The organism is Piscinibacter sp. PDB1-1 (genome assembly GCF_056675995.1).
Genome location: NZ_JBWVZJ010000002.1, coordinates 637,588 through 663,455, shown reverse-complemented (window position 1 = coordinate 663,455; position 25,868 = coordinate 637,588). Strand labels below are relative to the sequence as shown.

Genomic DNA, 25,868 nt, shown 5'->3' with positions numbered 1-25,868 from the left:
TGCTGGCCTTGGGTGTCGCGCTCGCGAGCGCTCCCTCGTTCGCGCAGCTTTTGTCGACTCGGACCACGGGGGCGAGTGTGCGCGACCAGGCGAGTGCCGTGCTCTCCCTCATGAGCTACACGATCGTGCCCGACGTGACGACGAGTTCGCTGTCGATGAGCAATGCGTCGACCGGCAACCCGAACCTGATGATGACGCAGCTCGGAGGCGGCTTCACCGTGAGCCGCGAGGTGCCGTTGTATCTCGAAGGCAACGCCGCGTACTCACGCTTCGACCCGACCTTCGTGGTGAGCGACGGTGCCGAGGAGCGAAGCATCCCCACACGCTGGAACAGCGTCACCCTCACGGTCGGCGTGGGATGGGACTTCCCCGTCATCCCCGACCTCGTGCTGCGCCCGGTGTTGATGCTCAGTTACGGGCAGGTGGCCAGCGACTTGAAGCTCGGTGCCTGGTGGCTGACCCGCGAACACGACGGCGAACTGGATTTCCTCAACGGTGGGGAGATGAAGGCCCAAGGTGGTGGCGCCTCGCTCATGCTCGATTGGGAGCGCGCACGGCCCGAGCGCGACACCGATCTCGAAATTCGCTACAGCCAGCTGCGCCTGAAGACCCGCAGCGACGACAGCGCCATGCAGGCCTCGGTCACCGCACAGGCGCTCAACATCTGGGGCCGCGTACGAACGCCCACCGGTTTCGTGATGCTCGACAGGCCCCTGCGCAGCGTGCTCGAACTCACCCACTCCAACTACCTGGGCAGCCAGACCAAGGAGCTGGGTGCCACCTCGCTCACCTCGCTGGGCATGGGGATGGAGGTGGACTTCACCGCGTACGAGACGTTCGTCACGCGGGGCCGTGCGGTGCTGCGCTACCTGCGCGGCGAGCATGTCGAGGGGTGGTCGCTCGGCCTGGCGGTGAGTTTCTGAACGTTGGCCGAGTTCGGCAGCCTGACGGCGACGCGTGTATGCGCAGCCGCCGTGTACCCCACGCCTAGAATCTTCGACCCCGACACGCGGCCTCCTGGTTTCCTTCATGAACGACAAGACCGACTCCATCGTGATCATTGGCGGTGGTCACGCCGCGGCGCAGTTGTGCGCGGGCCTCGCCGGCGCCGGCCTGGGTGCGCGCGTGCATCTGGTGTGCGAAGAGGCCCATTTGCCGTATCACCGCCCGCCCTTGTCGAAGGCTTACCTGAAGAACCCCGAAGAGGCGCTGCAGTCGCACCGCGCCGAGGCCTGGTATGCCGAGGCCGGCATTCATGTGCACCTTGCCGATGCTGCCTTGTCGATCGACCGCGACAAGCGCGTCGTGCACCTCGCCTCGGGCCGTCAGCTGCCTTACGAATGGTTGGTGCTCGCCACCGGCGCCCGCGCCCGCAGGCTGCCGGCGCTGCACCAGGACCTGGCCAACGTGGCGGTGTTGCGCAATGCGGCCGATGCCCAGCGTGTGCGCGAACTGATCACGAATGCCGAACACCTCACCGTGCTCGGGGGTGGTTTCATCGGCCTGGAGATCGCCGCCACCGCGCGGGTGCTGGGCAAGCCGGTGACGGTGCTCGAATCGGCGCCTCGCCTGTTGATGCGTTCCGTGTCGCCCGAATTGGCCGAGCACGTGCTGCAGACCCATCGCGCCAATGGCATCGACGTTCGCCTGGGCGTGTCGGTGGGTGGCTTCGAGATCGACGGCAAGCGCCTGGTGGCCCTGCAGGTCGAAGGCGAGCGCACCCCGGTGGACCTGATGGTGTCCGGCATCGGCGCGGCACCTGAGGACAGCCTGGCGCGCGAGGCGGGGCTCGCGTGCGACAACGGCATCGTGGTCGATGCCTGCCTGCGCACATCCGACCCGCACATCCTTGCGCTGGGCGACTGCGCGAGCTTCCCCGAGCCACGCAGCGCAAGGCGTGTGCGGCTGGAGTCGGTGCAGAACGCGAACGACCAGGCGCGCACGGCCCTGGCCACCTTGCAGGGGCGCGACGAGCCCTACGCGGCGCTGCCGTGGTTCTGGTCGGAGCAGGGCAGCATGCGCCTGCAGATGGCCGGCCTCGCACCGGCCGACGGCACGCGCCACCGCCGCCCCGGCGCCAACGCGGCCAGCTTCTCGGTGCTGCACTACGTCGGCGAGCAGCTCGTCTGCGTCGAGAGCGTGAACGCGCCGCTCGATCACATCGCGGCGCGCAAGCTGCTCGAAACCGGCACCAGCCCGGCGCCCGCCGTGGCCTGCGACCCGGCGGTGGCGCTCAAGACGCTGATCCCGCCCGCGGCCCCCGCACCCGCGCCCTGACTGTCAGTCGTTGGCAGGTACTTGCATTCGCGCAAGGCCTGCACTGATCATGTCGTGTCCTGTCAGGCATGCAGCTTGCCCGCTGCGTTGTCGGCCCGAATTCAGGAGACGCCATGACCAACGCGGCAGCGGAAATCACAGAGGGCCTGGCGCGCACGCCAGCCACGATCTCGCCCAAGTACTTCTACGACGCGCGGGGGTCGCAGATCTTCGAGGAGATCACGCGCCTGCCGGAGTACTACCCCACGCGCACCGAGCGCGAGATCATGCGGCTGCACGGCGCCGAGATTGCACGCCGCGTCGGCCCCGGGCGCACGGTGATCGAACTCGGCGCGGGCAACTGCGAGAAGGCGCTCACCCTGTGCGAAACCATCGGCGCCCGGCGTTTCGTGGCGGTCGACATCTCGGCCGACTTTCTCCAGGAGTCGGTGGCGCGCCTGCGCGGTGAGTTGCCGGCGCTTGAGGTCAGCGCCTTCGGTGCCGACATCACGCAAGAGATCGACCTGCCCGCCGATGTGCCGCTCGCACACCGCCTCATCTACTACCCGGGCTCGTCGATCGGCAACTTCGACCCGCCGCATGCGCAGGCACTGCTCCAGCGCATGCGGCACATGCTGCAAGACGACGGCGCCTTGTTGATCGGCGTGGACCTGCGCAAGGACGTGTCCGTGCTCGAAGCCGCCTACGACGATGCCGCCGGCGTGACGGCCGCCTTCAACCTCAACGCGCTGGCCCACATCAACCGCCTGATCGGCAGCGACTTCGACCCCACCGGCTGGAAGCACGTGGCCTTCTACAACGCCGAGGCCTCGCGCATCGAGATGCACCTGGAGGCCCGCCGAGATGCCGGAGTGCACTGGCCGGGTGGCGGGCGCGACTTCAACCGCGGCGAGCGCATCCACACCGAGAGCAGCTACAAGTACGACATCGAAGGCTTCGCGAGCCTGCTCGACTCGGCGGGCTTTCATCGCAGCGTGGCCTGGACCGATCCGCAGCGCCGCTTTGCCGTGATGCTGGCCTGCCCATGAAGCGCCTCGAAGGTGGCGGCGCGCCGGATCATCTCGCCGCCCACTACCGCGCAGTTCGCCGGCACACGCAGGCCCTGGCCGCACCGCTCTCGGCCGAAGATGCCGGTGCGCAGTCCATGCCCGATGCCAGCCCGGCCAAGTGGCACCTGGCGCATACCACCTGGTTCTTCGAGACCTTCGTGCTCGAACGCTGGGAGCCTGAATTCGCGCCATTCGATGCGGCCTTTCGCGTGCTGTTCAACTCGTACTACAACGCGGTGGGCGACAAGCACCCGCGCGCGCAGCGCGGCCTGCTCACCCGGCCGAGCCTGGCGCAGGTGCAGGCCTACCGCGACAACGTCGACGAGCGCGTGCTGCAGTTGCTGCCGCATGCCACGCCCGAGGCGCGCAGCCTGATCGAACTCGGCCTGCACCACGAACAACAACACCAGGAGTTGCTGCTCACCGATGTGCTGCACCTCTTCTCGTGCAACGCCACGTACCCCGTCTACAGCGCCGCTGCACCGCGCGCCGCCGCCGCGTCGGCTGAATCCACCTGGCTGTCTTTCGATGCTGGTGTGGTCGAGGTCGGCCATGGTGACAACGGCTTCGCGTTCGACAACGAAGGCCCGCGTCACCGTGTGGCCGTGCCGGCCTTTGCGCTGGCTTCGCGCCTGGTGAGCAATGGCGAGTACGCCGGCTTCATCGATGCCGGCGGCTACCGCAACCCGGCGCTCTGGTTGTCCGAAGGCTGGGAGTGGGTGCGTGCTCAGGGCCGCGAGCAGCCGCTGTACTGGCAACGCGGTGGGCGGGGCTGGCAGGGTTTCACGCTGGCCGGCCTGGTCGACCTGGATGTGCACGCCCCGGTCCAGCATGTGTCGTACTACGAGGCCGATGCCTATGCCCGCTGGGCCCGCGCCCGCCTGCCGACCGAGGCCGAGTGGGAACATGCTGCCGAACAGTGGGGTGCCGGCCTGCAGCAACTCGACGACGCCTGCTGGCAATGGACTGCCAGCGCCTACCTGCCGTACCCCGGCTTTCGTGTGAGCGAGGGCGCCGTGGGTGAATACAACGGCAAGTTCATGGTCAACCAGATGGTGCTGCGCGGCGGTTCGCTGGCCACGCCGCGCTCGCATGTGCGGCGGACTTACCGCAACTTCTTCCCGGCCGGTGCCTGCTGGCAGTTCAGCGGCATCCGGCTGGCGCGCGACGGCGTTTGAAGGGCAGGGCTCAGCCGCGCGGATGGTAGCGATGTCATCGCGCTCGTTACACTCGCCGCATGGCCGATTCCCCCGCCGCACCCCTGCCTGAAACACCTCTTGATTCGCCCCCGCGCCGTGCGCGCCGCGGCGGCGGTGGCATCACCCTGGGCGACGTGGCCCGGCTTGCGGGCGTCTCGCCCATCACCGCCTCACGCGCGCTCAACACGCCGGAGCAAGTCGCCCGCGAAACGCTCGCGAAAGTGACCGACGCCGTGGCCCGCACCGGCTACGTGCCCAATCGCCTGGCGGGCGGCCTGGCGTCGGCGCGCAGCCGGCTGGTGGCGGCCGTGGTCCCCACCATCGCCGGCCCGGTCTTCATGGAGATGGTGCAGTCACTCACGCATGCGCTCGACGCGGCCGGCTACCAGCTCATGCTCGGCCAGAGCGGCTACGTGGGCTCGCGCGAAGACGCGCTGCTCGACGCCATCATCGGCCGCCGTCCCGATGGCATCGTGCTCACCGGCATCATGCATTCGGCCGAGGGCCGCAAGCGCTTGCTGGCCAGCGGCATCCCGGTGGTGGAAACCTGGGACCTCACCCCCACGCCGATCGACATGCTGGTGGGCTTCTCGCACACCGAGGCCGCGGCCGCCGTGGTGCGGCACCTGCATGGCAAAGGGCGGCGCAATCTCGCGCTGCTGAGCGGCGACGACGAGCGCGCCGATCGCCGAAACCGCGGCTTCATCGCCCAGGCGCGCGCGCTGGGCCTGGACGCCGATGCGATCCCGGTGCTGCGTGTTCCCGCCCCCACCACGCTGGGCAGTGGGCGCGAAGGCCTGGCCCGCTTGCTCGCGCAGTCACCGCGGGTCGATGGCTTGTTCTGCAGCTCCGACCTGCTGGCGCTAGGCGTGTTGACCGAAGCCGCCGCGCGCGGCATCGCCGTGCCGCAGCGGCTCTCGGTGGTCGGCTTCGGTGACCTCGCGTTTGCGGGCGACACGCACCCCGCGCTCAGCACCGTGCGCATCGACGGCACCGCCATCGGCCGCGAGGCGGCGCGCTTCATCGTCGAGCGGGCGGCGGGCCGCGCGGTGGGCGAGAAAGTGCTGGACCTCGGGTTCCGGGTCATCGAACGCGCTTCCAGTTAGGTTCGCCAGATCATTCGGGGTTAACCCTCGAATGAGCACATTGGCACTTGAAGACGGTAGCGCTACCATTGCGCGATGACAGCGTCGCCGATGGTGGTGGCGCGCAAACGGAGACCTGTCGATGAAAACCCTGCTGAGTGCCCTGTGCGTTTCGTTCGCCGCCCTCGCTGCGGCCGCCCCGGCCCAGGCCGCATGGCCCGACAAGCCCATCACCCTGCTGGTTCCCTTCCCGCCGGGCGGCTCGACCGATTCACTGGCGCGCGTGCTCGCGCCGAAGCTGCAAGACAAGCTGGGCGCCAACGTCATCGTCGACAACAAACCCGGCGCCACCGGCACCATCGGCGCCGGCCAGGTGAAGCGCGCGCCGGCCGACGGTTACACGGTGCTCGTCTCGTCGCTCGGCCCGTTCGTGATCGCGCCGCACCTCTTGAAAACCGTGCCGTATGACGCCGGCAAGGATTTCGACCTGCTCACCGTGGCCGTGCAGGCGCCCAACGTGCTCGTGGTACCCGCCGCCTCGCCACTCAAGAGCGTGGCCGACGTGGTCGCCGCGCTCAAGAAGGAGCCGGGCAAGATGAGCTTCGCGTCCTCGGGCAACGGCTCGTCGGACCACCTCACCGCCGAACTCTTCTGGCTGCAGACCGACACCAGCGGCTCGCACGTGCCCTACAAGGGCGGCGCACCGGCCATCCAGGACCTGCTGGGCGGGCAGGTCGATGCCTCGTTCCAGAACATCAACGCCGTGCTGCAGCACATCCAGGCCGGCAAGCTGCGTGCGCTCGCCATCACCGGCAGCAAGCGCTCCGCCGTGCTGCCCCAGGTGCCCACGCTCGATGAGAGCGGCGTGAAGGGCGTCGACGTCTACTCATGGCAAGGCATCGCCGCGCCACGCGGGCTGCCATCCGATGTGAAGACCAGGCTGCACGCCGCCATCGTGTCTGCACTCAACGACCCCCAGGTGAAGGCCGAATTCGCCAAGATCGGCATCGAGGTCGTGGCCAACACGCCCGAGCAGTTCGCCTCGTTCCAGGCCGCCGAAAGCGCCCGCTGGAAGCGCCTCATCGACACCCGCAAGATCACCGCAGACTAAGAAGGTATGAACGAACCCACCATGCCCGCTCATTCCGCCCCAACGCCGCGGCTCGGCGTTGCAAATGCTCGCCGCGGCTCGGCGTTGCAAATGCTCGCCGCAGCTCGGCGTTGCAAATGCTTGCCGTAGCCCGAGCTACGGCTGCGCATTGCGCCTTGATCCGCGACGTTCGGGCGGCCTGCTCGGGCACGTCGGGTCCATTCACACCTTCTCAGCCCCAGCACCATGACACATGACACCCCCCGCGTCGCGCAGATGCGCGTCATCCCCGTTGCCGGCCGCGACGGCATGCTGCTCAACCTGAGCGGCGCGCACGCGCCTTTCTTCACCCGCAACATCGTCGTGCTCACCGACAACGCCGGGCGCACCGGCGTGGGTGAAGTGCCCGGCGGCGAGAAGATCCGCCAGACGCTGGAAGACGCGGCGGCCCTTGTCATCGGCCAGACGGTGGGCGATGTGCAGCGTGTGCTGCGCAGCGTGCGCGAACAGTTCGCCGATCGCGACGCCGGCGGCCGCGGGCTGCAGACCTTCGACCTGCGCACCACCATCCATGTGGTGACCGCCATCGAATCGGCCTTGCTCGACCTGCTCGGCCAGCACCTGGGTTTGCCGGTGGCGGCCCTGCTCGGTGAGGGCCAGCAGCGCGATTCGGTCGAGATGCTGGGCTACCTCTTCTTCGTGGGCGATCGCACCCAGACCGACCTGCCCTACACCGCACCCAACGACGAACCGGCCAGTGCCGACGCGTGGCAGCGTGTTCGCCACGAGGCCGCGATGACGCCGGAGTCCATCGTGCGACTGGCCGAAGCGGCGCATGCACGTTATGGGTTCAACGACTTCAAGCTGAAGGGTGGTGTGCTCGCAGGCGAGGCCGAGGTCGAGGCGGTGACGGCACTGCACGAGCGCTTTCCGCAGGCGCGCGTCACGCTCGACCCCAACGGTGGCTGGTTGTTGAGAGACGCGATCCGCCTGATGCGCGACATGCGCGGCGTGCTGGCGTACGCCGAAGACCCGTGCGGCGCGGAGGAGGGCTTCTCTGGCCGCGAGGTGATGGCCGAGTTCCGCCGCGCGACTGGCCTGCCCACGGCCACCAACATGGTGGCGACCGACTGGCGGCAGTTCGCGCATGCGCTGTCGTTGCAATCGGTCGACATCCCGCTGGCTGACCCGCACTTCTGGACCATGGCCGGCTCGGTGCGCGTGGCCCAGACCTGCCACGACTGGGGGCTGACCTGGGGCTCGCACTCGAACAATCACTTCGATGTGTCGCTGGCCATGTTCACGCACGTTGGCGCGGCCGCGCCGGGGCGCGTGACGGCGATCGACACGCACTGGATCTGGCAGGACGGGCAGAGGCTCACGAAGGAGCCGCTTCAGATCGTCGGTGGGCACGTTCAGGTGCCGAAGAAGCCGGGGCTGGGGGTCGAGCTCGACATGGCCGAGGTGGAGAAGGCGCATGCGCTCTACAAGCAGCATGGGTTGGGTGCGCGGGATGATGCGGTGGCGATGCAGTTCTTGATCCCGGGGTGGAGGTTTGATCCGAAGAGGCCTTGTTTGGTGAGGTGAGGTGAGGGTGAGCGTCAGTGGGTGTGTGCGCATCACAGGCCGCTCAGCCTGAGGTATCGAGGGCCCGCGCCTTTTGTGGCGCTTCGCGTGGCTTGTTCTTCCTACTTCGCGCGGGTGCGCCGGGAATCCGCCCCGACGGGCGGGTCACTTTCATTTGTCGCGCCAAATGAAAGTAACCAAAGCAAAGGCGCTCTCATTTGGCCGAACTGCGTGGCGGCTAGACGCGACTTGTCTTTGCCATGCTCCAGCGAGCCGCCGAACACCTGCTGCGACTTCTTCCCCACTCGCCTCGCTGCGCATCGGCTCGACCGTACTCGGCTTCATCAGGCGCGAGCGCAGCGACGCGCCGTGCCGGTTGGCCCTTCGGACGAGCTGAGCAGCGCAGGGCTTGGTGGGCGCGCGCGCAGCGCGCATCCACAACTGACTTGGGGCAGATGTCTGAGCGCAGCGGCCGCAGGCCGCGAAGCGAGTTTCTGCCCCGCCCACCAAGACCGAGCAGCGCAAGGCAGCCCTCGCGCAGCGAGGGCCGAGGAGGCAGGGTCGCTTTCTTTGCCCCCTTTCTTTGTCGACACAAAGAAAGGGGGTCGGCCGCCGGGCCGAAACCCCGGCGCGGCCTCACGCAGTGAGCAAGCCATGCGAAGAGCGGCACGAGCCTTCGACCACGCATACCTCGCTGGGCCGAGCCAGGCGAGGCTATGCAAGATCAGGTCAGATCCTTGACCGTCTTCCCCGCTCCGTTCTGCTGCACCGAAGCCATCCCCGTCGCCCGCGTCGACTCCGACGCATACATCTGGCTCGTGCCGATCACCTGCCCGTTGGCCGCCTTCAAATTGAAGAAGAACTTGCCATTGCTGGCGTCCTTCTTCTCGTAGCGCCCCTCGTCGGGAGAGTTGGTCTGGACCGAGGCGATACCGTTCTCGGCCGAGGCCTTGCTCGTGTACAGCTCGCTGTTGAGGATGACCTCGGAGTTTCCGGCCTTGAGAACGAAGCGGAACTGACCGTCGCTGCTTTTGCTCAGCTCATACCAACCTGCCATGTGAAGCTCCTCGATAGTGAGTGGGGTGGGTGGCGCCGCGATGCGCTCGTCTGCTGTGGCGGGAGGCCGGGTGGCATGCGGCCCCTGGGTGTAGCACGCGGCTTGCAAGCGGAAAACTAGGGTTTGGGGATCACTCCGCGGCCCCGGGCGCTGGTGAGGTGTGACCGGCCTGCCAGATAGCGCTATGTTTTGCCGTATATTGCGTGAGCCCCGACGACTCCCCGAACACGCCATGTACTCGATGCTTGCCAAGCGCGCCGCGGCGGCGCTCGTTGCCCTTTGCTGCACCGGGCTCGCGGGCGCGGTCGAGCTCACCGTGAGTGCCGCTGCCAGCCTCACCAATGCCTTCAAGGAGATCGGCACGTCCTACGAAGCGCAGAACCCAGGCAGCAAGGTCTTGCTCAACTTCGCCGCATCGGGCGCGCTGTTGCAGCAAATCGCGAAGGGCGCGCCGGTCGATGTGTTCGCGAGTGCCGATCAGGAGACCATGGACCAGGCGCAGCAGCAGGCACTGATCGTGGCCGGTGCGCGCCGCAACTTCACGCGCAACACGCTGGTGGTGATCGTGCCGAAGGACAGCGCGCTCGCGCCCAAGGCCGTCCAGGACCTGCTGCCCGCGCAGGTGGCGCGCGTGGCCATCGGCCTGCCGCAGAGCGTGCCGGTCGGCCGCTACACCAAGGCCGTGCTGGAGAAGGCGGGCGCCTGGAGCCAGATCGAGCCCAAGATGATTGGCGCGTCGTCGGTCCGCCAGGCGCTCGACTATGTCGCGCGCAGCGAAGTCGATGCGGGATTCGTCTACGCCACCGACGCGGCGCTCATGCCCGAGCGCGTCAAACTCGCCTTCAGCGTGCCGACCGAGACGCCGGTGCTGTACCCCATCGCGCCGGTGGCGGGCAGCAGCGCGGCGCAGGCGGCCGAGGCGAACCGCTTCATCGCCTATGTGCTCTCGCCGGCGGGGCAGGCTGTTCTGCTGAAGTACGGCTTCGCCGCGCCCTGACCTCGCGTCATGGATGCCGCCTGGGTCGCGCTCGGCCTCTCGCTCAAGGTGGCACTGTTCGCCACGCTCATTGCCACGGTGATGGGTGTGGCGATGGGCTACGCGCTGTCGCGCTGGCGCTTCCCGGGCCGCGAATTGCTCGACGCGGTCCTGTTGCTGCCGATGGTGATGCCGCCCACTGTGTTGGGCTACTACCTGCTGGTGCTGATCGGCCGCAAGGGCTGGATCGGCCAGTGGCTGGAGCAAAGCTTGGGCATTCGTTTGATCTTCACCTGGCAGGGCGCGGTGATCGCGGCCGCGGTGGTGGCCTTTCCCTTCGTGTGCAAGTCGGCGCGCGCGGCCTTCGAGAACGTCGACGCGCAGTACGAGCAGGCGGCGCGGGTGCTGGGGGTGTCGGAGGCCGGCGTGTTCTTCCGCGTGAGCCTGCCGCTCGCGTGGCGCGGCATTCTGGCGGGCGTGCTGCTGGCCTTTGCGCGTGCTCTCGGTGAGTTCGGCGCCACGCTGATGGTGGCGGGCAGCATTCCTGGGCGCACGCAGACGCTGTCGATCGCCGTCTTCGAGGCGGTGCAGGCCGGCCAGGACGACGTGGCCAACGTGCTGGTGGGCATCACCTCGCTCACCTGCGTGGCTGTGCTGCTGCTGGCCGGCCGCCTGGCACCGGTGCGGGTGATCGTGCGATGACCTGGGACATCGCCCTCCGCAAGCACCTGCAGGGCAACGGCCAGCCGTTCGATCTCGACGTGCGGTTGCACAGCGAGGCGCGCCGTCTGGTGCTCTTCGGCCCTTCGGGGGCTGGCAAGACCATCACGCTCAAGGCGATGGCCGGGCTGATGCGGCCCGATGCCGGTTCGATCCGCATCGACGGCGACACGCTGTACGACAGCGGGCAGCACATCGACCTGCCGCCGCAGGCGCGCCATCTGGCGTACCTGTTCCAGGAGTACGCGCTGTTCCCGCACCTCAGCGTGCTGCAGAACATCGCCTTCGGTTTGCACCGCGGCTGGCGCAATCCCGGCCAGCGCACCGCGCACCCGGAAGTGCAGCGGTGGGTGCAGGCCTTCGAGCTCACGTCGCTTGTTCGCCGCTACCCGCATGAGCTCTCGGGTGGGCAGCGCCAGCGCGTGGCCCTGGCGCGCGCGCTCGTGTCCAAGCCGCGCGCCATCCTGCTCGACGAACCCTTCGCCGCCCTCGATGCGCAACTGCGCCAGAAGCTGCGCATCGAGCTCGCGCAGTTGCAGCGCGACATCGCCACGCCGATGCTGCTGATCACGCACGACCCGGCCGATGTGGACGCCTTTGCCGACGAGGTGGTGAACCTGGCGGCAGGGCGCATCGTCAGCGAGGCCACAGCGCAGCCATGAGCGGCGGCAAGACCGAAGCGCGCTTTCGCCTGCGCGTACGGCGCGGCGAGACCATCGCCATCGGGCCCGGCAAGATCGAGCTGCTGGAGGCGGTCCGCGATCACGGCTCCATCACGCAGGCGGCGCGTGCGATCGGCATGTCGTATCGCCGCGCGTGGTTGCTGCTCGAGGAGCTCAATGCGTGCCTGCGCAAGCCGGCCACGGCATCGGCCCAAGGTGGCACGCATGGCGGTGGCAGCCTGCTCACGCCCGAGGGCGAGGCGCTGATCTCGCTTTACCGCGGCATCGAGGCGCGGGCCGAACGCGTGTGCGCCGACGAACTCGCGGCGCTCGTCAAGCTGGTGGCGAAATCCTGATCAGGTGACGGGCGCGGGGTTGAACAGCACCAGCGCGTTGTGCAGCCTCCACTGCTCGGCCCAGGTCTGCTTGCGGCCGCTGGCCACGTCGAGCATCAGGCGGAAGAGTTCCCAGCCCACCTCTTCGATCGTGGCCTCGCCATCGGCAATGCGGCCAGCGTTCACGTCCATCAGGTCGTGCCAGCGGCGCGCCAGGTCGCTGCGCGTGGCGACCTTGATCACCGGCACTTGCGCCAGGCCATAGGGCGTGCCGCGGCCGGTGGTGAACACATGCAGGTTCATCCCGGCGGCAAGCTGCAGCGTGCCGCAGATGAAATCGCTGGCGGGCGTCGCGGCATAGAGCAGGCCCTTCTGGCGCGCCTTCTCGCCGGGCGGGACCACGCCGCTGATGGGCGCACTGCCGCTCTTGACGATGGAGCCCATCGCCTTCTCGACGATGTTGCTCAAGCCGCCCGCCTTGTTGCCCGGCGTGGTGTTGGCGCTGCGGTCCACACTGCCGCGCTTGAGGTAGGCGTCGTACCAGCCCAGCTCGCGGATGATGGCCTCGGCCACTTCGGGCGTGCTGGCGCGTGAGGTGAGCTGGTCCACGCCATCGCGCACCTCGGTGTTCTCGCTGAACATCACGGTGGCGCCGGCGCGCACGAGCAGGTCGGTGCAGAAGCCGACCGCGGGGTTGGCGGTCACGCCGCTGAAGGCATCGCTGCCGCCGCACTGCACGCCCACCACCAGTTCGCTGGCGGGCACGGTCTCGCGCTTGCGGGCGTTGAGGCGTTCGAGGTGCTCCTCGGCGGTAGACATCACGTGGTCGATCATCGACATGAAGCCGACGTGCGCTTCGTCTTGCAGGCACACCACATCGAGCTTGGCCTCGCTGGTGGCACCCACATCGGCGACATTGCGCTCGTCGACGATGGCAAAGCTGCCCGGGGGCAGCAGGCGCTCGGGCTGCAGCTTCTCGCAGCCCAGGCTCACCACCATCACCTCGCCGCCGAAGTTGGGGTTGAGGCTGATGTTGCGCAGCGTGCGGATGGGGATCGGCGCGTCGGGTGCATCGATCGCCACGCCGCAGCCATAGGTGTGCTCCAGGCCGACCACGTCGTCGACATTGGGAAAGCGGGGCAGCAACTCTTGCTTGATGCGCTGAACCGCGAAGTCGACCACGCCCGCCACGCACTGCACGGTGGTGGTGATGGCGAGGATGTTGCGCGTGCCCACCGAGCCGTCGGCGTTGCGGTAGCCCTCGAAGGTGTAGCCCTCGAGCGGCGGCTGGGCGGGTGGCTTGACGGTGGCGATGGGCAGGCCGTCGAGCGAGCGGGCCTCGGGCATCTCGAGCAGGCGCTCGTGCACCCAGCTCCCGGCGGGAATCGCGCGTGCCGCGCGGCCGATGGTCACGTTGTAGCGGCGCACGGTGTCGCCGGCGGCAATGTCGACCAGCGCCACCTTGTGCCCCTGCGGCACCTTGTCGACGAGCGTGAGACCGCTCGGGAACACGGTGCCCGCGGGCAGGCCCCCGTTGTTGGCGACGATCGCGACGTTGTCGCGCTCATGCATGGTGATGTAGAGGGGGCTCATGGCGGTGCGGGCTCTGACGGTGGGTGCGCTGCAAAGAGATTCGCCCCGGGCCTGCGTTGTGTCAACAACAGCGCAGTCTCGGGGCGAACGGGGAACCGTTCGAGAGCGCCTCGGGCGCTCTCGGAGGCGGTTCTTACCAGGCCATGCGCATGCCGGCCTGGAACACTTGCGACTCGCTGATGCGTTCCTTCAGGTCACCGGTCGAGAAAGAGTAGCCGGTGTACAGGAAGGTGTTCTTCGACAGGTTGTAGCGTGCAGTGCCGGCAGCCTTGCCCAGCGAGGCGCTGCGGCCTTGACCTTCGTAGTCCATGTCGGTGTAGTTGACGCCGAACTCGAAGGCGCCCACGGGGAACACACCGCCCAGCGTATAGCCGCTGATCTTGTTGGCCAGGAAGGTCGGCACGGCGCCGCCCACGTTCACGGTCAGGTTGTTGCCGATGAACGCACCGTTGCCCGAACCGAGAAGCAGGTCTTCGTTCGACTGATAGCCGCCCACCAGGCGCATGAAGCCGAAGTTGTAGTTGCCGCCAATGGTCAGCGACTTGTTGATGTCGTCACCCGTCGAGCGCGACTTGTTCCACTCATACGACAGCCCGACGTTGATCGGGCCCGCCTGATAGGCCACCTTCACACCGTGGAAGCGGTCGGCCGTGGCTTCGCCCGGGGCGATCTGAGCAGCTGCATAGAAGCCGCCGAAGCTCGGAGTCTGGTACTGGACGACGTTGTCGGCGCGGGGTGCGTTCAGCCAGAACGGCAGGTTGCCGCCCATGTTGGTGACGGCGGTGCCGGTGTTGTTGACGGCGGCGTTGCCCCAAGGCGTGGCGTAGGACATCACCGAGTCTTCCAGGATGTACTGGCGGCCCAGGCGCACTTCACCGAAATTGGCGTGCGACAGGCCGACGTACACCTGGCGGCCGAAGGCGCGCCCGCCTTGCGCCAGCATGCCGTTATCGGCGTTCAGGCCCATTTCCATCAGGGCGTTGGCCTTCAGGCCGCCGCCGAGATCTTCGGTGGTGCGAAAGCCCACGCGCGAGCCGTTGAAGCCGTTCTGGGTGCCTTCGACGAGCTTCCAAACGTCGGTGCCACCAAGCGCGTCACCCGCCTTGAAGTTGTCGACGGCGAGGTCGATCAGGCCGTAAGCCACGACGCTCGACTGCGCCTGCGCTGCGCCGACGGCGAGCAGGGCTGCCGCGGCCAGGAAGGTCTTTTGAATGCGGGTATGCATGTTTCTATCTCCTCGGGTTGATTGAGAGCCGTTGACTTGTGGTCGGAGGCGCGTCGCCTTGTCCCAGCGCGCGACGGCGAGCATGCGCTGGGTGTGAACGGAAGTAACTTGTGGTTGTTGCGTAGTGTTGGGTTGAGGCATCACGTCGCGCGCGCTAAGCGCGCAACTCGATCACTTCGACCCAGTTCGGATCGACGCCGAGGGCGTGTTCAGACACCGGCCGCAGCGCACCCGTGCTGCCGTCGATGGAGTGCACACCCATGCAATTCGAACGCTGTCCGACGGCGAGCAAATGGCGTCCCGATGGCGTGATGGCGAAGCCGCGCGGCTGCGTTTGCGTCGCGCTGTATCCGAGCGAAGTCAGCCCGCCTGTGGTGGCGTCGACGGCAAACGCGGCGAGCGTGCTGGTGTGCCGCTCGCTGCTGTAGAGAAAGCGCCCATCGGGCGTGAGGTGCAGGTCGGCGGCCCACGCTTCGCCGCTCAACTCCGCGGGGCGAGCGTTCACGGTAGCGCGGTGCTGCAGCGTGCCGGCCTGCGCGTCGCAGGCGAGCACGTCGATGCTGGCGTCGAGCTCGTTGAGCAGATAGACGAAGGGCGCGTGCGGGTGAAACACGAAGTGCCGCGGGCCGGACTCTGCGCGCAGCGCGAGCGTGGGCGGCTCGTTCGGCGTGAGCTGGCCGGTGGATGCGTCGAACCGGAACTGCATCACCTCGCCGCCACCCAACGAGGTGGCGAACACGAACCGATTGCCGGCGGCGGCGTGAATGGCATGCGCCTTGGGCTTGGTCGGGATGACCAGTTGCGCTGCTTGCGGCAGGCCGTCTGCGCCGAGCGGGCTGACGGCCACCACGTTGCCGCCATACGAAGCGCTGAAGAGCCAGCGCCCGGTGGCGTCGACCGAGATGCAGGCCATGCTGGCGGGCAGCGCGGCCTCGCCCAGCAGCGTGAGTTGACCGCTGCGTGCGTCGATCGCGTACGCGATCGCGGCCAGGGGCTCGCTGCGTCGCGCCACGTACAAGAAGCGCTTGTCGGGGCTCAGCGCCATGGGCATCAGCATGCCGCCAGGCGCCACGGTCTGCAGCGTCGTGAGCGTGCCGGTGTGCTCGTCGAGTTGCAGCACCGAGATCTCGCCGCTGCCGGCGTTGCTCACGTAGGCGATGGTGCTCATCGGGAAGTGCTCATGGGCGCGTCGTGCTCACAGGCCCAGCGCCCGCGGCAGCCAGGTCGACAGCCAGGGCAGGTAGGTGACCATCATCAGCACCACGAACAGCGCCGCGAAGAAGGGCATCAACGCCTTCGAAACCGTGCCGATCGAGAGCTTGGCGACAGCGCTGCCGGTGAAGAGCACCGTACCCACCGGCGGCGTGATGAGGCCCACGCCGAGGTTGACCATCATGATCATGCCGAAGTGCACCGGGTCGATGCCGAGCTTGGTGACCACCGGCAGCAGGATGGGCGTCAAGATCAGGATCAACGGCGACATGTCCATCAGGCAGCCCAGCACCAGCAGCATCACGTTGATCAGCGCCAGGATCACGTACTTGTTGTCGGAGATGCTGGTGAAGTACTGCGTCACCATGTACGGGATCTGCATCAGCGTCATCAGGTAACCGAAGCAGGCCGCGAAGCCGATCAGGATCATCACGATCGTCACCGTCTTGACGGTGCGGTGCACGAGCTTGGGCAGGTCGCGCCAGCGGTAGTCGCGGTAGACGAACATGGTGACGAAGAAGGCCCACACCACCGCGATCGAGGCCGACTCGTTGGCGGTGAACACGCCCGAGAGGATGCCGCCGAGGATGATCACCATCGTCATCAGGCCCCACATCGCGTCGAGGCAGATCTTGAGCGCCTGGCGCAGCGGGATCACCTCGCCCTTGGGGTAGTTCTTCTTCTTGGCGATGAAGAGGCACAGGACGGCGAGGGTGATGCCCATCAGCAGCCCCGGCAACACGCCGGCCACGAAGAGCGCGGCGATCGACACCGTGCCGCCGGCCGCGAGCGAGTACAGCACCGCGTTGTGGCTGGGCGGGATCAGGATGGCCTGCACCGAGCCGCTCACCGTCACGGCGGTGGCGAAGTCGCGCGGGTAGCCGCGCTTCTCCATCTCGGGGATGAGCACCGAGCCGATCGAGGCGGTGTCGGCGACCGACGAGCCCGAGATCGCACCGAAGAAGGTGGAGGCGAGGATGTTGACCAGCGACAGCCCGCCGCGCACGAAGCCGACCAGCACGCCGGCAAACGCGACCAGGCGCCGCGCCATGCCGCCCTCGGCCATGATGGCGCCGGCCAGCACGAAGAAGGGGATGGCGAGCAGCGAGAACTTGTTGACGCCCGAGGCGAGCTGGATCATCACCGCGTCGAGCGGGATGTCGATCCACAGCGCGCCGATCAAAGCCGACAGGCCGAGCGAGTAGGCGATCGGCATGCCCAGCATCATGAGCACGAAGAAGCTTCCGAGCAGAACGAGGGCGTCCATCAGCGTGCTCCCCCGGTCACTTCATCCAGCTGCTCTTCAAAGCGCATCAGCGGGCGATGGCCTTGCGGGCCGAACACCATGCGCTCCAGCACGAAGAGCAGCGTGATGGCCGCACCGATCGGCAGCGCCGCATACGTCACGCCCACCGGCAGCCAGTTGAGCTCGGCGATCGGCTGGCGCCAGGTCTCGATGCACAGGTTGATGCCGTACCAGGTGACGAAGCCGCACACCAGCAGCATCAAGAGGTCGACCAGCACCGACAGCGCTTTCTGCAGCGGCCCCGGCAGGCGCTCGGTCAGCATGGTCACGGCGATGTGCGCACCGGCGCGGTAGGCGGCAGCGGCGCCGATGAAGGTGAACACCATCATCAGCAGGATGGCGATGGGCTCGGGCCACTGCGATCCCGTGCCCAGCACGTAACGCGTGAAGACCCCCCAGGGGATGATGATCGACATGAGAAAGATGGAGATGCCGGCCGCCCAGATGGCGGCGAGGTACAGGCGGTCGAGCGCGCGGACGATGGGGTGTTCCATGGGGACTCTTGAAATCTCAGGTGCCGGTTGTGCCGAGAGGCGCAACCGGCACGGTCATCACTTCGTGGCTTCGATGCGCTTGATCAGCTCGGGGAACTGGGCGCCGTACTTGGCGCGCACCGCGGCGGTCGAGTCATAGAAGGGCTTGTTGTCGATGGTGATGAACTCGACTCCGGCCGCCTTGAGCTTGGCGGTGTAGTCGGCCACGCTCTTGTCCCACAGCACGCGTTGCTCCATCTGCGCCTCGCGGGCGAACTTGCGGAACAGGGCCTGGTCTTCCTTCGAGAGCTTCTCCCAGCTCACCTTCGACATCACGAAGATCTCGGGAATGATCAGGTGGTTGGTCTGGGTGTAGTACTTCGCGCCGGCCTGGTAGTGGTTGGCGGTGAAGAGGGTGGGCGGGTTGTTCTCGGCGCCGTCGACCACGCCGGTCTGCAGTGCGGTGAACACCTCGCCGTAGCCCATGGAGATGCCGTTGCCGCCCATCGCGTTCATGGTGTCGACGAAGAGCGGGTTGCCCATCATGCGGATCTTCATGCCCTTCAGGTCTTCGGGCTTGCGCACCGGCTTCTTGGTGTAGAGGCTGCGCGAGCCGCCGTCCATCCAGCCCAGGCCGACCATCTTGGCTGACGAGGCGGTGATCTTGTCGAGCATCTCCTGGCCGATCGGGCCGTCGATCACGGCGCGCATGTGCGCTTCGTCGCGGAAGACGAAGGGCATGTTGAACACGTTCACTTCCGGCACCACGGGGCCGATCGGGCCGAGCGAGGTGCGCAGGATCTGGATCGCGCCGACCTGGGTCTGCTCGATCATTTCCTTCTCGCCACCGAGCACGGAGCCCGGGAACATCTGGAACTTGATGCGCCCGTTGGTGGCGGCCTCGATCTTCTTGCCCATGTTCTCGATGGCCACCACGTTGGGGTAGCCCGCGGGGTGCACGTCGGCGGCCTTCATGACCATGGTCTGGGCGGTGGCCGTGAAGCTGGCGGCCAGGGTGCCGGTGGCGATGGCCGCGGCGAGGAAGGTTCTGCGCAGAGTCATTGTGTGTCTCCAGGTGTTGTGATCTAGCGTGGGAAATCAGGCGAGTGAAGGTGTCACTCGATCGGGCCGGTGCGCACGAAGGCGCCGCCCTGGTAGAGCGTGGCGGGGTCTGTGAAGTCGATGGTGGGTTGGCGTGCCTCGACAGCCACGCGGAACTGTTCGGAGCTGTCTTGCGGGCGGTAGCCGATGTGGCGGGCGCCGGTGTTGTCCCACCAGGTGGTGGTGTTGTCCGACACGCCGTAGATGATGCTGTGGCCGACCACCGGAGCGGTGAGGCTGGCCATCACCAGGCGCTCCAGGTCGTCGTAGCTCATCCAGGTGGCGAGCATTCGGCGGTCCTTCGGCTCGGGGAATGAGGAGCCGATGCGCAGGCTCACCGTCTCGATGCCGTAGCGGTCGAAGTAGAACTGCGCCAGGTTCTCGCCGTACGCCTTCGACAGGCCGTAGTGGCCGTCTGGCCGCAGCGGCACCTTGTTGTCGAGCACCTCGTCCTGCCGGTAGAAGCCGATGACGTGGTTGGAGCTCGCGAACACGATGCGCTTCACGCCGTTCTTGCGCGCGGCTTCATACAGGTTGTATGCGCCGACGATGTTGGCCTGCAGGATCAGGTCGAAGTGCTGTTCGGTCGAGACGCCGCCCAGGTGCACGACGGCGTCCACGCCTTCGAGCAGCGAGAGCACGCCCTCGCGGTCTTCCAGGCGCACAGGGCGCAACTCTTCGCCGGCGGCTGCGCTTCCCAGCTCGGCGATGTCGCTCAGGCGCAGGGTGTCGCAATACGCCTTCAGGCGGGGGCGCAGCACCTTGCCCAAGCCGCCTGCGGCACCGGTGAGGAGCAGGCGGGGAAAGCGAAGGGGCGTGATGGCGACAGGCATGGCGGGCTCGGAAAGTGGAGGCATGTTGTAGGTTGTCGTACAACATCCGAATCGTCCGTCAAGGGTCCGCTTGCGTCAAGACAGCCCACCGCCGGGCTTTCCCTGATGTCCGATACCTGAAAAGGGTTGCAGTTGGCGTGACGCGTTCCGCAGAACGACACTCCCGCCCGCAGTCATACGATGACCGATGACTGACAAGTCAACCAACATTTGATAGGAGACTCCGATGAAGCGAAGAATGTTCGTGGCATCCAGTGTTGCGCCCCTGGCGCTGTCCGCCTGTGGTGGCGGGGATGACCTTCAGACGACAACCGAGACCGCAGAGGCCGCCGAAGCGGCCGAGCGTGCCCAGGCCTTGCGGGCAAAGCCGCCCGCACCCGCCGGCACGCAGGGGGCAGCGCTCGATGCCATGAAACGTGCCGCCAAGTTCATGAACGAGACCGTGTCGTACCGCGGCGGCTATGTGTGGCAGTACCTGCCTGATTTCTCGACCGTCTGGGGCGAGATGGAGGCCAAGCGCACCATGTGCTGGATCCAGCCCCCGGGCACGCCGACCGCCGGCCATGCCTTCCTCGATGCCTACCACGCGACCGGCGACGAGACCTACTACCAGGCGGCGGTGCGCACGGCCAAGGCACTGGTCGAAGCGCAGCACCATGCCGGCGGCTGGAACTACATCTACGACTTCGCCGGCGAGCGCTCGCTGCGCCAGTGGTACACGACCATCGGCGAGAACGGCTGGCGGCTCGAGGAGTTCCAGCACTACTACGGCAACGCGACCTTCGACGATGCGGGCACGGCGGTGTCGTCGCAGTTCCTGCTGCGCGTCTTCCTCGAAAAGCGCGACCCGCGCTTCCTGGTGCCGGTGCTCAAGGCGATCGGCTTCGTGCTGGCGGCGCAATTCAAGGGGGGGGTGGCCGACGGCGGCTGGCCGCAGCGCTGGCCGGTGAACCCGAACGCGATCTCGTCGATGCCGCGGCCCAATCCGGGCCAGTTGCCCGCCGGTGCCACGCAAGGCATGGAAGACGGTGACTACACCACCATGGTCACCTTTAACGACGACGTGGCGGGCGAGAACATCAAGTTCTTGCTGATGTGCGTGGTGGGGCTCGGGGCGACGCACCTGGTGCCCCACATCCACCGCGCGATGGAATGCCTGCGCCGCATGCAGCAGCCCGGGCCCCAGGCCGGCTGGGGCCTGCAGCACCTGGCCACCGACCGCAACGGCCGACCCGCCGGCGCCCCGGCGGCCGCGCGCAGCTACGAGCCGCGCGGCTTGGCCACGCATACCACGCAGACCAACGTGCAGCAGTTGTTCAATTACTTCCGCCTCACCGGCGATCGCAAATACCTGGCGCGCGTGCCCGAGGCGCTCGACTGGTTGGAGACCTGCAAGCTCACCCCGCAGCAGATCGCCGAGAACCCGCTGTTGGGCGGTGGCCGCACGCACCCGACCTACATCGAGCTGGGCACCAACGTCGGCCGCTTCGTGCACCGCTACGGCTCCAACATCTGGAACGGCGCGTACTACCACGACCACGACCACAAGGCGACGCTCAGCCACTACTCGGCCGGGCGCAACATCAACATCGCCGGCATGCGCGCCACCTACGCGCAACTCAACGCGATGACCGATGCCGAAGTCGCCGACTTGGTCGCGCGCTCACCGATCCACAACAAGAGGCCGCGCGCGTTGCCCAAGTACTACTCGATCCGCGAGGTCGACTTTGCCGACCTGTACGCGGGCGCAGTGATGACCACCCCGGTCGTGACCGAAGCGCAGGCGCAGGCCGTGGTCGACGACCTGGGCACCAAGAACCATTGGCTGACCAAGCTGCCGCAGGTGACCAACCCCTATCGCGGCAACGGGCCGTCCACGCCGTTCACTGGCACCGAGTACATGAGCAAGCACGTGGGGGACGTGTACGACACCTCGCCCTACGACGCGGCTGACCCGCCGCGCATCGACCCCTATGTGGTGAAGGAGCAGCCCCTGGGCATCTCCACCGCCAACTGGGTGTCGAACATGGGCAAGCTGATCTCGTTCGTGGCCCCCGTGACGGCCGCCTGACGGGCGCATGGAGGAAAGCCCGGCCGTCCCGCGCGGCCGGGCTTGATACATTTCCACCTGATGGCGTTGTCATACAACAAGGGCGCCACGCTGGAGAAAAGAGACATGAACGCGCCCATGCTGGCCCCCAAACGCACCAAGCCCCGCAACCTCGCACTCGACGTCGTGGATGCACTGACCGGCCGGGTTCGCAGCGGTGCCCTGGCCGTGGGCGCCAAGCTGCCCACCGAGGCGGCGATCATGGACGAGTTCGGCGTCAGCCGCACCGTGGTGCGCGAGGCGCTCTCCAAGCTGCAGGCCTCGGGCGTCGTGCAGACGCGCCACGGAGTCGGGACCTTCGTGGTCGGGGCGGGGGAGGCGAGTGCCTTTCGCATCGCCCCCGAGCAGATGGAGACACTGCGCGACGTGATCGCCGTGCTCGAGCTGCGCATCGGCGTCGAGACTGAATCGGCTGGCCTGGCCGCGCTGCGCCGCACCGAGGCCAACCTGGCCGTGATGCGCCAGGCGCTCGACGAGATCGCCGCTGCGGTGAGCGAGGGCCGTGACGCGGTGAACGCTGACTTCACCTTCCACTCCGAGATTGCGCGTGCGACGCAGAACCCGCGCTTCGCCGACCTCATGGGCGCCCTGGGCATGCAGGCCATCCCGCGTGCACGCCTCGACCCGGCCAACCCGGCGGATGCCGAGCGCGTGAGCTACCTGAAGGGCGTGAACAGCGAGCACGAGAGCATCTACCACGCGATCGCCGCGCAAGATGCCGAAGCGGCTCGCGCAGCCATGCGCACCCACCTCGTCAACAGCCGCGAGCGGCGGCGCCGCGCCACGGAGTTGATGGGCGATCGCTAGGGCGGGTGTTGCGTGCGGGTGTCGGCGCGGGGCTTCGATACCTCAGCCTGAGCGGTCTGAGCGAATCGAGCGGGCTGAACGGCTGCGGCTGAGTGGGCTGAAAGCCTGAGCGGCTGAGCGAGACGCGCGAATGCCCCAGTCTGAGCGGGCCAGATTGGTGGCGCACAAAGATTCCGTGGGGCGGATGAAATTGCAGCGCCAGGACGCTTGCCCTGAGCCGGCAAAGCATTGGCCCGAAGACACCCCCGCAAGCCACCACCCGCTCAGGCTGAGGTATCGAAGCCCGCTCCCGCTCTGCAAGCCGCTGCAACCCCCACCCCCTACGGGTTCTTCGCATTGCAGTTGCGCAATCATGGTTGTACGATGACATACAACTAGGTCGCCCCTCGGCGCCAGCAAAACAGGAGACGCCCATGACCCTCGCAAAGACTCTGGCGCTGGCCTTGTGCTTGGCCGCTGCCGGCGCGGCGACTGCCCAGGCCTGGCCCGACAAGCCGATCAAGATCGTGGTGCCGTACCCGCCGGGCGGTTCGTCCGACATCATTGCGCGCGCCATCAGCCAGCCGCTGTCCGAGGCGCTCAAGCAGACGGTGATCGTCGACAACAAGCCCGGCGCCAACGGCAACATGGGCAGCGATGCCGTTGCCAAATCACCCGCCGATGGCTTGACGCTGCTGATGTGCGACGTGGGTGCTCTTGCCATCTCGCCCTCGGTCTACCTGAAGCTGCCCTTCAACCCGTCGAAGGACCTGAAGGGCGTGGCCATGCTGGCCTACTCGCCGCACCTGCTGGTCGTGCATCCTTCGGTGAAGGCGGGCAACCTGAAGGAGTTGGTCGCGCTCTCCCAAAAGGAGAAGATCGACTTCGCCATCACCGCCATGGGCAGCGCGCCGCACCTCGCCGGCGTGGCCGTCGAGAAGGCGACGGGCGCCAAGTGGGAGTACATCCCCTACAAGGGCGGCTCGCAGGCGGTGGCCGACACCGTGGCCGGCCAGACGCAGGTGGTCATGAACGGCATGCTGGCCACGCTGCCCTTCGTGCAATCGAACAAGCTGAAGGTGCTTGGCGTGTCGAAGAAGACGCGCGTGCCGCTGCTGCCCGACGTGCCGACGATCGCCGAGCAGGGCATCGCCGGGTTCGAATCGGGGACCTGGCAAGGCGTGCTGGTGCCGGCAGGCACGCCGCAGGCGGTGGTCGACCGCCTCGCAGCCGAGCTCACCCGCATCATCCAGTCGCCCGAGATCAAGACGCGCCTCGCATCGCAGGGCGCCGAGGTGGCGACCATGTCGCCCGCCGAGTTCGCCCCCTTCTTCGAGCGCGAACGAAGCAAGTGGGCCAAGGTGGTGGCCGACGGCAACGTGAAACTTGATTGAGGATTCGCGAACGCATCCCACAGGACCGTTCGTCGCGCCAGATTCATTCACGCCCATTCATCATTCCAAACATCTACAAAGAGACAACGAGGACGACCCATGAGAGAGAACCGCCTGCGCACGATGTGGAAGAACGGCGAGGCCGCCGTCAACGGCTGGCTGGCCATCCCCAACAGCTTCTCGGCCGAGACCATGGCCCACCAGGGCTGGGACACGCTCACCATCGACCTGCAGCACGGCGTGGTCGACTACCAGGCCATGGTGACCATGCTGCAGGCCATCTCCACCACGCCGACCGTGCCGCTCGTGCGCGTGCCCTGGCTGGAGCCGGGCATCCTGATGAAGACGCTTGACGCCGGCGCCTACGGCGTGATCTGCCCGATGGTCAGCACGCGTGAAGACGCGCAAAAGCTCGTGGCCTACACCAGCTACGCGCCGAAGGGCACGCGCAGCTTCGGCCCGATCCGCGCGTTCCTGTATGGCGGCGCCGACTACCCGGTCCACGCCAACGACACCATCGTGCGCTTCGCGATGATCGAGACGGCGCAGGCACTCGACAACCTCGACGACATCCTGAGCGTGGAGGGCCTCGACGCCATCTACGTAGGCCCCTCCGACCTCTCTCTCGCGCTCGGCTGCACCCCGACCTTCGACGACGTGGACCCGAAGGCCGCGCAGGCCATCGATCACATCCTCGAGCGCGCCAAGGCGCACGGCGTGGTGGCGGGCATTCACAACGGTGCCCCCGATGCGGCGCTCGCGCGCATCGCCAAGGGCTTCCAGTTCGTCACCGTCGGCTCCGACGCACGGCTGATGGCCGCGGGTGCGCAGGCCGTGGTCGGCAAGATGAAGGCAGGCCGCAAGCCCGGCGACGCGGGCTCGGGCTCTTATTGACTCCAATGATTGAAGGACGACACAACATGAAGATCGGTTTCATCGGCCTGGGCATCATGGGTGCGCCCATGTGCGGCCACTTGATCGCAGCGGGCCACGAGCTCTTCGTCCATACCCGCAAGGCGCCCCCGGCCGAGATCGCCGGCAAGGCCACGAGCTGCCCCGATGCCGCCAGCGTGGCCAAGCAGGCCGAGGTCGTCATCCTGATGCTTCCTGACACGCCCGACGTGGCCGCGGTGCTGTTCGGTGAGAACGGTGTCGCATCCGGCCTCAGCAAAGGCAAGGTCGTGGTCGACATGAGCTCCATCTCGCCGATGGAGACCAAGGAGTTCGCCAAGAAGATCGAGGCCCTCGGCTGCGACTACGTCGACGCGCCGGTGTCCGGCGGCGAAGTGGGAGCCAAGGCGGCCTCGCTCACCATCATGTGCGGCGGAAAGGACGCCGCCTTCGAACGCGTGAAGCCCTTGTTCGAGAAGATGGGCAAGAACATCACGCTCGTCGGCGGCGTGGGCGACGGCCAGACCACCAAGGTGGCCAACCAGATCATCGTGGCACTCAACATCGCGGCCGTGGGCGAGGCGCTCGTGTTCGCGAGCAAGGCAGGTGCCGACCCGGCCAAGGTGCGCCAGGCGCTGATGGGTGGCTTTGCCGCCAGCCGCATCCTCGAAGTGCACGGCGAACGCATGATCAAGCGCACCTTCAACCCGGGTTTCCGCATCAACCTGCACCAGAAGGACCTGAGCCTCGCGCTGGCCGGTGCCCGCACGCTGGGTGTCGCGCTGCCGCAGACGGCCGGTGCCGCGCAGCTCATGCAGGCCTGCGCCGCCAACGGCATGGACCAGCTCGACCACTCGGCACTCGTCAAGGCTCTGGAGCTGATGGCCAATCATCCGGTGGCGCCTGACGCCGCGGCCTGACGATACTG

Annotated in this window: 24 protein-coding genes; 16 read left to right on the top strand and 8 right to left on the bottom strand. The window is 67.3% G+C overall.

What is annotated here, in order from left to right:
* The first annotated feature begins 110 nt into the window (after positions 1–110).
* The 7 genes from AC1KAR_RS14725 (at position 111) to gudD (ending at position 8,287) form a co-directional block, all read left to right on the top strand.
* Positions 111–923 (top strand): hypothetical protein, encoded by an 813-nt coding sequence (locus AC1KAR_RS14725; protein WP_480318953.1) that lies wholly within the window; start codon positions 111–113, stop codon positions 921–923.
* Between the two features lie 106 nt (positions 924–1,029).
* The gene (locus tag AC1KAR_RS14720; protein WP_480318951.1) at positions 1,030–2,277 is read left to right on the top strand and encodes an NAD(P)/FAD-dependent oxidoreductase; all 1,248 of its coding nucleotides are present in this window, start codon (positions 1,030–1,032) and stop codon (positions 2,275–2,277) included.
* Positions 2,278–2,345: 68 nt separating this feature from the next.
* Complete coding sequence (gene egtD / locus AC1KAR_RS14715) at positions 2,346–3,305, top strand: L-histidine N(alpha)-methyltransferase (protein WP_480318946.1); 960 nt, start codon at positions 2,346–2,348, stop codon at positions 3,303–3,305.
* Positions 3,302–4,504 carry an ergothioneine biosynthesis protein EgtB gene (gene egtB / locus AC1KAR_RS14710; RefSeq protein WP_480318944.1) on the top strand — a complete coding sequence of 401 codons (1,203 nt, stop codon included), beginning with the start codon at positions 3,302–3,304 and terminating at the stop codon, positions 4,502–4,504. Before egtD ends, egtB begins: the two co-directional genes overlap by 4 nt.
* A 59-nt stretch (positions 4,505–4,563) precedes the next feature.
* On the top strand, positions 4,564–5,631 hold the full coding sequence (locus AC1KAR_RS14705; RefSeq protein ID WP_480318942.1) for a LacI family DNA-binding transcriptional regulator: 1,068 nt from the start codon (positions 4,564–4,566) through the stop codon (positions 5,629–5,631).
* A 121-nt stretch (positions 5,632–5,752) separates the two neighbouring features.
* On the top strand, positions 5,753–6,721 hold the full coding sequence (locus AC1KAR_RS14700; protein WP_480318940.1) for a Bug family tripartite tricarboxylate transporter substrate binding protein: 969 nt from the start codon (positions 5,753–5,755) through the stop codon (positions 6,719–6,721).
* A 225-nt stretch (positions 6,722–6,946) separates the two neighbouring features.
* Complete coding sequence (gudD, locus tag AC1KAR_RS14695) at positions 6,947–8,287, top strand: glucarate dehydratase (RefSeq protein ID WP_480318939.1); 1,341 nt, start codon at positions 6,947–6,949, stop codon at positions 8,285–8,287.
* 703 nt (positions 8,288–8,990) lie between these two features.
* Here the strand turns inward: gudD and AC1KAR_RS14690 are convergent.
* A complete protein-coding gene (locus AC1KAR_RS14690) occupies positions 8,991–9,323 on the bottom strand; it encodes a YegP family protein (protein WP_480318937.1) in 333 nt (110 codons plus the stop codon).
* A gap of 232 nt (positions 9,324–9,555) precedes the next feature.
* On the opposite strand from AC1KAR_RS14690, the gene modA reads away from it, so the two are divergent.
* From modA to AC1KAR_RS14670, 4 genes are read left to right on the top strand one after another with little or no spacing between them, the layout of a single operon-like run.
* A complete protein-coding gene (gene modA / locus AC1KAR_RS14685; RefSeq protein WP_480318935.1) occupies positions 9,556–10,320 on the top strand; it encodes a molybdate ABC transporter substrate-binding protein in 765 nt (254 codons plus the stop codon).
* Positions 10,321–10,329: 9 nt separating this feature from the next.
* A complete protein-coding gene (gene modB / locus AC1KAR_RS14680; protein WP_480318933.1) occupies positions 10,330–11,001 on the top strand; it encodes a molybdate ABC transporter permease subunit in 672 nt (223 codons plus the stop codon).
* On the top strand, positions 10,998–11,681 hold the full coding sequence (locus AC1KAR_RS14675) for an ABC transporter ATP-binding protein (protein WP_480318931.1): 684 nt from the start codon (positions 10,998–11,000) through the stop codon (positions 11,679–11,681). The genes modB and AC1KAR_RS14675 overlap by 4 nt, the downstream gene beginning before the upstream one ends.
* Positions 11,678–12,037 carry a winged helix-turn-helix domain-containing protein gene (locus tag AC1KAR_RS14670; RefSeq protein ID WP_480318929.1) on the top strand — a complete coding sequence of 120 codons (360 nt, stop codon included), beginning with the start codon at positions 11,678–11,680 and terminating at the stop codon, positions 12,035–12,037. Before AC1KAR_RS14675 ends, AC1KAR_RS14670 begins: the two co-directional genes overlap by 4 nt.
* Here the strand turns inward: AC1KAR_RS14670 and garD are convergent, their stop codons facing one another.
* From garD to AC1KAR_RS14635, 7 genes are all read right to left on the bottom strand, one after another.
* Positions 12,038–13,609, bottom strand: coding sequence for a galactarate dehydratase (gene garD, locus AC1KAR_RS14665; protein ID WP_480318928.1), 1,572 nt, complete (start codon positions 13,607–13,609; stop codon positions 12,038–12,040).
* A gap of 133 nt (positions 13,610–13,742) precedes the next feature.
* Positions 13,743–14,834, bottom strand: coding sequence for a porin (locus AC1KAR_RS14660; protein ID WP_480318926.1), 1,092 nt, complete (start codon positions 14,832–14,834; stop codon positions 13,743–13,745).
* Positions 14,835–14,988: 154 nt separating this feature from the next.
* Entirely contained in the window at positions 14,989–16,002 is a 1,014-nt protein-coding gene (locus tag AC1KAR_RS14655; RefSeq protein ID WP_480318924.1) for a lactonase family protein, read from the bottom strand.
* A gap of 27 nt (positions 16,003–16,029) precedes the next feature.
* Positions 16,030–17,313 carry a TRAP transporter large permease gene (locus tag AC1KAR_RS14650; RefSeq protein WP_480318922.1) on the bottom strand — a complete coding sequence of 428 codons (1,284 nt, stop codon included), beginning with the start codon at positions 17,311–17,313 and terminating at the stop codon, positions 16,030–16,032.
* Positions 17,313–17,846: a TRAP transporter small permease gene (locus tag AC1KAR_RS14645; protein WP_480318920.1), complete on the bottom strand. Its 534-nt coding sequence runs from the start codon at positions 17,844–17,846 to the stop codon at positions 17,313–17,315. Before AC1KAR_RS14645 ends, AC1KAR_RS14650 begins: the two co-directional genes overlap by 1 nt.
* A gap of 57 nt (positions 17,847–17,903) precedes the next feature.
* Positions 17,904–18,887 (bottom strand): TRAP transporter substrate-binding protein, encoded by a 984-nt coding sequence (locus AC1KAR_RS14640; protein ID WP_480318918.1) that lies wholly within the window; start codon positions 18,885–18,887, stop codon positions 17,904–17,906.
* Between the two features lie 53 nt (positions 18,888–18,940).
* Complete coding sequence (locus tag AC1KAR_RS14635) at positions 18,941–19,759, bottom strand: NAD-dependent epimerase/dehydratase family protein (protein ID WP_480318916.1); 819 nt, start codon at positions 19,757–19,759, stop codon at positions 18,941–18,943.
* Positions 19,760–19,985: 226 nt separating this feature from the next.
* Here AC1KAR_RS14635 and AC1KAR_RS14630 point away from each other — a divergent pair, with 226 nt between their 5' ends.
* The 5 genes from AC1KAR_RS14630 (at position 19,986) to AC1KAR_RS14610 (ending at position 25,860) form a co-directional block, all read left to right on the top strand.
* Entirely contained in the window at positions 19,986–21,830 is a 1,845-nt protein-coding gene (locus tag AC1KAR_RS14630; protein WP_480318914.1) for a pectate lyase, read from the top strand.
* A 105-nt stretch (positions 21,831–21,935) separates the two neighbouring features.
* Positions 21,936–22,676 (top strand): FadR/GntR family transcriptional regulator, encoded by a 741-nt coding sequence (locus AC1KAR_RS14625; RefSeq protein ID WP_480318912.1) that lies wholly within the window; start codon positions 21,936–21,938, stop codon positions 22,674–22,676.
* A 413-nt stretch (positions 22,677–23,089) separates the two neighbouring features.
* Entirely contained in the window at positions 23,090–24,049 is a 960-nt protein-coding gene (locus AC1KAR_RS14620) for a Bug family tripartite tricarboxylate transporter substrate binding protein (RefSeq protein WP_480318910.1), read from the top strand.
* A 99-nt stretch (positions 24,050–24,148) separates the two neighbouring features.
* Complete coding sequence (locus AC1KAR_RS14615; protein ID WP_480318908.1) at positions 24,149–24,943, top strand: HpcH/HpaI aldolase family protein; 795 nt, start codon at positions 24,149–24,151, stop codon at positions 24,941–24,943.
* A gap of 26 nt (positions 24,944–24,969) precedes the next feature.
* Positions 24,970–25,860 carry a 2-hydroxy-3-oxopropionate reductase gene (locus AC1KAR_RS14610; RefSeq protein WP_480318906.1) on the top strand — a complete coding sequence of 297 codons (891 nt, stop codon included), beginning with the start codon at positions 24,970–24,972 and terminating at the stop codon, positions 25,858–25,860.
* The last annotated feature ends 8 nt before the right edge of the window (positions 25,861–25,868 follow it).

What these genes read in the sequence shown, in the direction of transcription:
- AC1KAR_RS14620 (WP_480318910.1), top strand. Translation starts at nt 23,090, where the DNA reads ATGACCCTCGCAAAGACTCTGGCGCTGGCCTTGTGCTTGGCCGCTGCC.
- AC1KAR_RS14610 (WP_480318906.1), top strand. Translation starts at nt 24,970, where the DNA reads ATGAAGATCGGTTTCATCGGCCTGGGCATCATGGGTGCGCCCATGTGC.
- garD (WP_480318928.1), bottom strand. Translation starts at nt 13,609, where the DNA reads ATGAGCCCCCTCTACATCACCATGCATGAGCGCGACAACGTCGCGATC.
- AC1KAR_RS14690 (WP_480318937.1), bottom strand. Translation starts at nt 9,323, where the DNA reads ATGGCAGGTTGGTATGAGCTGAGCAAAAGCAGCGACGGTCAGTTCCGC.
- AC1KAR_RS14720 (WP_480318951.1), top strand. Translation starts at nt 1,030, where the DNA reads ATGAACGACAAGACCGACTCCATCGTGATCATTGGCGGTGGTCACGCC.
- egtD (WP_480318946.1), top strand. Translation starts at nt 2,346, where the DNA reads ATGCAGCTTGCCCGCTGCGTTGTCGGCCCGAATTCAGGAGACGCCATG.
- AC1KAR_RS14615 (WP_480318908.1), top strand. Translation starts at nt 24,149, where the DNA reads ATGAGAGAGAACCGCCTGCGCACGATGTGGAAGAACGGCGAGGCCGCC.
- AC1KAR_RS14650 (WP_480318922.1), bottom strand. Translation starts at nt 17,313, where the DNA reads ATGGACGCCCTCGTTCTGCTCGGAAGCTTCTTCGTGCTCATGATGCTG.
- AC1KAR_RS14670 (WP_480318929.1), top strand. Translation starts at nt 11,678, where the DNA reads ATGAGCGGCGGCAAGACCGAAGCGCGCTTTCGCCTGCGCGTACGGCGC.
- modA (WP_480318935.1), top strand. Translation starts at nt 9,556, where the DNA reads ATGTACTCGATGCTTGCCAAGCGCGCCGCGGCGGCGCTCGTTGCCCTT.
- AC1KAR_RS14635 (WP_480318916.1), bottom strand. Translation starts at nt 19,759, where the DNA reads ATGCCTGTCGCCATCACGCCCCTTCGCTTTCCCCGCCTGCTCCTCACC.
- AC1KAR_RS14655 (WP_480318924.1), bottom strand. Translation starts at nt 16,002, where the DNA reads ATGAGCACCATCGCCTACGTGAGCAACGCCGGCAGCGGCGAGATCTCG.
- AC1KAR_RS14660 (WP_480318926.1), bottom strand. Translation starts at nt 14,834, where the DNA reads ATGCATACCCGCATTCAAAAGACCTTCCTGGCCGCGGCAGCCCTGCTC.
- AC1KAR_RS14630 (WP_480318914.1), top strand. Translation starts at nt 19,986, where the DNA reads ATGAAGCGAAGAATGTTCGTGGCATCCAGTGTTGCGCCCCTGGCGCTG.
- modB (WP_480318933.1), top strand. Translation starts at nt 10,330, where the DNA reads ATGGATGCCGCCTGGGTCGCGCTCGGCCTCTCGCTCAAGGTGGCACTG.
- AC1KAR_RS14705 (WP_480318942.1), top strand. Translation starts at nt 4,564, where the DNA reads ATGGCCGATTCCCCCGCCGCACCCCTGCCTGAAACACCTCTTGATTCG.
- AC1KAR_RS14640 (WP_480318918.1), bottom strand. Translation starts at nt 18,887, where the DNA reads ATGACTCTGCGCAGAACCTTCCTCGCCGCGGCCATCGCCACCGGCACC.
- AC1KAR_RS14725 (WP_480318953.1), top strand. Translation starts at nt 111, where the DNA reads ATGAGCTACACGATCGTGCCCGACGTGACGACGAGTTCGCTGTCGATG.
- egtB (WP_480318944.1), top strand. Translation starts at nt 3,302, where the DNA reads ATGAAGCGCCTCGAAGGTGGCGGCGCGCCGGATCATCTCGCCGCCCAC.
- gudD (WP_480318939.1), top strand. Translation starts at nt 6,947, where the DNA reads ATGACACATGACACCCCCCGCGTCGCGCAGATGCGCGTCATCCCCGTT.
- AC1KAR_RS14645 (WP_480318920.1), bottom strand. Translation starts at nt 17,846, where the DNA reads ATGGAACACCCCATCGTCCGCGCGCTCGACCGCCTGTACCTCGCCGCC.
- AC1KAR_RS14675 (WP_480318931.1), top strand. Translation starts at nt 10,998, where the DNA reads ATGACCTGGGACATCGCCCTCCGCAAGCACCTGCAGGGCAACGGCCAG.
- AC1KAR_RS14625 (WP_480318912.1), top strand. Translation starts at nt 21,936, where the DNA reads ATGAACGCGCCCATGCTGGCCCCCAAACGCACCAAGCCCCGCAACCTC.
- AC1KAR_RS14700 (WP_480318940.1), top strand. Translation starts at nt 5,753, where the DNA reads ATGAAAACCCTGCTGAGTGCCCTGTGCGTTTCGTTCGCCGCCCTCGCT.